The organism is Bacillus sp. T2.9-1, from assembly GCF_950097965.1.
In the GTDB taxonomy this organism is placed as follows: Bacteria; Bacillota; Bacilli; order Bacillales; family Cytobacillaceae; genus Niallia; species Niallia hominis.
Genome location: NZ_CATNHG010000159.1, coordinates 1 through 4,881 on the forward strand (window position 1 = coordinate 1; position 4,881 = coordinate 4,881).

4 protein-coding genes and 1 pseudogene are annotated in these 4,881 nt (G+C 40.9%); all 5 read right to left on the reverse strand.

The features are described from left to right. Window positions 1-120: 120 nt before the first annotated feature. On the reverse strand, window positions 121-921 hold the full coding sequence (locus tag QQZ16_RS23045; RefSeq protein ID WP_284561836.1) for a Ger(x)C family spore germination protein: 801 nt from the start codon (window positions 919-921) through the stop codon (window positions 121-123). A 14-nt stretch (window positions 922-935) separates the two neighbouring features. Next, entirely contained in the window at window positions 936-1,400 is a 465-nt protein-coding gene (locus tag QQZ16_RS23050) for a spore germination protein (RefSeq protein ID WP_258223520.1), read from the reverse strand. Between the two features lie 13 nt (window positions 1,401-1,413). After that, window positions 1,414-2,460, reverse strand: coding sequence for a spore germination protein (locus QQZ16_RS23055; RefSeq protein ID WP_284561837.1), 1,047 nt, complete (start codon window positions 2,458-2,460; stop codon window positions 1,414-1,416). A gap of 30 nt (window positions 2,461-2,490) precedes the next feature. Beyond that, window positions 2,491-3,564 carry a GerAB/ArcD/ProY family transporter gene (locus QQZ16_RS23060; protein WP_235252802.1) on the reverse strand — a complete coding sequence of 358 codons (1,074 nt, stop codon included), beginning with the start codon at window positions 3,562-3,564 and terminating at the stop codon, window positions 2,491-2,493. Between the two features lie 248 nt (window positions 3,565-3,812). Continuing rightward, window positions 3,813-4,512: pseudogene (locus tag QQZ16_RS23065) on the reverse strand (N-acetylmuramoyl-L-alanine amidase family protein). Window positions 4,513-4,881: the final 369 nt, after the last annotated feature.

Here is a 4,881-nt window from a genome sequence, read left to right on the forward strand (position 1 = left end):
TTTTTTAATGCTTAATTTTTTCCAGCTACCGCGCTCTCGCTTGGTGGCCTTTTTGTCTAGTTGGGGGACTCGTCCCCCAACTAGACAAAAAGGATATTTATTCTCCCACAAACATTTTACTCATACCACTTCATATTTGGGTTTTTCTGCGACAAGAACAGCCGCAAGCTTCTCTTCGGTAAACAAATCAAGAGGTACTCGGATCGTGTGAGTACTTAGCCAGGGCATTCCCGACAAATCCTTAAGATCCATTCGTCCATAATAATTGTTTAGATCATATACTTGTACGCCTGAATATCTAAGCAGCTCTTTTGGTTTATTACTTTCCTGCCATTGACCTTTGCGAAGCGATAATTCCGGTATATAACTGGTTCTAGCCTTTTCGTTTGAGTCCAGTACAAATTGTTGCAGGCGGACCGGAGCAAGGATAGAGAACTGTCTGAAACTTTGCTCGGGATTGTGAAGAATGGATGCCTTTGGCGATAATCTAAAAAATGGAGTTGCCAGCAAGATTTCTTCAATAGGCTCTCTTGTACTAAACAGCCAGGCCAAGTATCTTATTTCACGATAACGGTTGATCAATTCCAGCACTTCTCCGACTTTGTTTTCCTTCATCAATCTCTCGCTGAACAAGATGGCAGAGATTTGTCCCCAGTTTAAGCGCTGTTGTGATGTACTGTACAAATCATTTGCCGCCTCTGTAAACGAGGAACCTTCGCCTTTGGCCACCCAAACCGGGGGCTGCTCCGCTTTTTGCTGTCCCTCCAGCTTGGCCACTGTCAAGAAATCAAGCAATTGCACATATAAGGTGTATTGGCCATCGACATAGTCTATTCCAACAGCCGTAGCATAGTTCATGTTTTGCACTTCATATCTGCTCCAGCAACCGGTTAGGGTGAGAAGAAGGAAAAGTGCAACCATACTTTTATATCTCCTCATTTTTGCTTATCCCCTTGTCTTGTAGAATCTCGTGTCTTCAACATGTCCGGTCGAGTGTTTCGCCATGGCCAAGGTAATCGAAACAAAGCGTTGGCCAAGTCTTTAAATGGAGGTGATATTGGGGCCAAGTAAGGCAAGCCGCATGAACGCAATGAGGCTAAATGGCTGAGCACAATAAATAATCCAAGAAAGAAGCCATAAATGCCAAGCGTGGCAGACAGAATGAAAAGAAAAAAGCGTAAGGTACTAATCGTTCCAGCCAATGATAGGCTCGATAAAGTTGAACCAAAGATTTGTGTAATTGCTCCGATGACAACGATACCTGGGGATAAGAATCCAGCACGAATGGCTGCATCCCCCAGGATAAGTCCTCCTACAACTGTTACCGTGGACCCGACCGCAGAAGGCAATCGGATACCAGCTTCCCGCAATATTTCTAAGAAGAGAAGTGCAATAAACATTTCAACTGCCACATCAAAAGATTCCCAACCGGTTAATCCCCAAAGTGGCAAGCAGATAATAGGGCAGCTGATCTTGATGATAGGAAAGAATGGCAACAAAAAATGCAGGAAGCAGTAGCGATACGGACAAACCAAGTAAACGAAGCGTTTGACCAAATGTAGTTGACAAAGCAGTAAAGTGGATATCTTCGGGTGCTTTCACAAGTAAAAATAAATTGGCAGGCGCAATCAACGCAGCCGGTGTACCATCCACAATCAACGCTACACGGCCATTTAGCATACAGTTAACGGTAAAGTCTGGTCTTCCTGTATACCCCATCAAAGGAAATAATGCTTTTGTCGGTTCCATTAATTCTTCTAGCTGAGTGGCGCTAAACGCTCCGTCAATGTGAAGATCATCTAATTTATTCTTTATATCTTGAACAATCTTAGGATCAACAATGTCACGCATGTATAGAATCGCAACGGTTGTTTTCGTGCGAACGCCTACTTTTTTCGTTTCATAAACCATGCTGGTTGATTTGATTCGTTTCCGAATTAACGCCACATTGACTCCCAGTTCCTCCACAAATCCATCCTTTGGCCCCCGTACCGAGACCTCAATACTGGATTCTTCCGAATTTCGCGCGGGTTTTTTTGAGATATCGAGGGAGAACAAGGAACGTAGGGTCGGAGTATACAAAAGCAGTTTGCCTTCAAAAATATCCGTTTCGGCCGTTTGCTCCCACTCTTCAAGCGTAACGAGTTCTAATTGTAATTGACTCGACTCGGCTATTTCCTCCTGATGATGAAAACCATTGTTTTCATAAAATCGGGTCAAATGAGGAAGCGCAGTTTCATGAATGAACGTTTGGTTGTCACTTAAACCCTCACAATAAAGCAACAGGATTCTCGATTGTTCATCATTAGGGTTTAATTTGTAAACATGGTGCTTAACATCTTGACACATTTTAAAGTGTTGGATGAGTGATTGTTCATTAAGTGGTTGCAAGACGGTTGCCTCTGTATTAGGCGTTGGCCTCTTGCTTTCTGCCCCCTGATTTCCAAATAATCTTATCATTCGTCGGAATAGTTTATTCATCCTAGCTAGTCACTCCTTTTGGCTAATTCTTGAGATGATTATTCGACCGATATACAGGATCAAGGTCCCTGCTGTAAAGATACAAAATGAAGGAAAATAAAATCTTCCTAACGAGTCTAGAAAAGCCATGTCGCTCATCGGCAGCAAAATGGCAACAAGCATGGCCAATGCGCCAAATAACACGGGTAACCATCTGCGTTTTTGTAAATTCCACAATTCTCCCAAGAGATAGATAGAAAGGGACACACGAATAAATGTACCGGATAGCCACTGATAAATCGAAAAAAAATCGACATGCTCCACATATTCTCCCAGTCTCACGATTCTCCATTGAGCGTAAGCGGGGTATCTTTGGTTAGCCGCTTCATCAGGGCCAAATATAGCAATCGATCCCATTAATGGTCCTAACGTAAGTCCTGTAAGGATGAAGCACATCAACATCAAGCTTTTAAATCCTGTTTTTTTTGTTAATTTGTGCTGAATCAGCAACATCAAGAAAGACAACTCCAGCAATCCCCCGGCAACGTAAAGAACACCTTTCCATAATGGAGTTGTCCCGTTTTCTAACAAAGGAAAAAGCAGGGTATAATCTTTAAACTGAAAATTGGCAATCGCCACAAGATGACCTAGAATAACAACAAATGGCAACAATATTCCGCTCACAATTGCAATTGTACGGAGTCCTTGAAAAGCAGCAAAGAAGCTTGCAACAAGTGTGGTTCCCGCAAGAACTAGTATCGGTGTTTGCGGCAAGTAAGATGCGATTGTCCATGTTAGAGTATCTTTTAAGGAAATAAAGCCCATGAGCCATAATAACAAACTATAAATAATTACTAAGATTGCAGATAAAAACTTTCCAAAGTGCTGATCTAGCCACTTTTTCATGTGTTGATTGTTCATGTTTTGAATGATGTAGTTCAAGCAACCAATCCAAACAGGTGAAGCGACAAAAACAAGAAGCACTACGAGCCAGGTATCTCGCTTTGATGCTTCGAGTAGTAAAGGGATAATAATCACGTGGTTCATTAATCCAACCGAAAGCATAATAATCATGTATGACTGAATAGGAGTAATCTTAGGCAAAAACTCACCTCAAATCCAACAATTGGAAATAGAAACATCATGAGCTATAATTCCCTCAACAACTTCGTTCTATTCATCTGATATTAAGCTAGTCCTGGCTTATATCGGCCGGACTAACTTAGAGCAAGAAAAAAATGCTAAGCCCGTCACATCAAAGACTTAGCGTATATTTTGTTCATCCAGCCTAGTTATCCATTTTGATAAAACTTTAACGTGCTCGCAGTCAAGCAACCGTTTTCCCAACGAAACTACACATTTTCAATAATAATCCTTTGTGCTGTTCTCAGGTTGCGTTTTACAGTTCTCAACACATTTTCTTCTTCTGCGTAAGCACCTACTTGCACACCGTCAACAATTACACGTTTAATAGCCATATTTGCTTTTCAGATTAGTCGATTTTCTCTTCAAATTAAACGCGCGTGCTAACCCATTAACATGCCCTTGGGCAACCGCTTGCCGCCAATTCGGGTCTCTTAATTTTTGGGCATCGCTTGCATGATCAATAAATCCGTTCTCCGTTAATAAAGCGGGCATTCTGGTTTCTCGCAGTACATGGAAATCGGCCTTTTTTTTACCACGGTTATGCAAGTTATTTACTTTGACAATTTCTTCATGCATAATGTCCCGAATTAACGCTGTTCTCGATGAATCAGACAAACTGTTATGAATATAATCTTCATACCCATGAGCTGAACCGTTAAATGCATTAACGTGGATGGATAGAAAATAATCTGCACCCCAAGCATTCGCATCATCTGTACGTTCTTTCAAGCTGCGCGTAATATCTGCTGTTCTACTCGTTTTAATTTGCAGGCCTTCATAATGGTTTTCCAAGAGATTTCGGATGCTATGGGAAATATTTAAGGTAATTTCTTTTTCCTGCATCCCATTGCCAATAGCTCCTGGGTCCACTCCCCCGTGACCAGGATCTAAATATAATTTAAACATTTTACACCACCTCGTACAAATACAATATGATCGAAGAGTAACGGAGGTATAGGCATTCGTCTGAGATACATATAAAAATAGGTGATGATAGGCATTACATTTCATTGAATCAGATGATTTATTTTAAAGCTAAGAAATTTTCCAAATGCGAGACCATATGTATGAGCAGCAGGAATTAATGTTCCATATTTTTCGTGGGTCAGGCAAACTCTTGTTCATCTAGACAGTAGGCTGATTGATAATGATGCTTCTTTCTTAACAAAACACCTAAGTGATTCTCTGTGCATATACTGTATCATTACTACAGGATTATGATTAAATACAACTCAATCCATACATAAAATAATCAAGGAGAGGTTAATTTTGAAA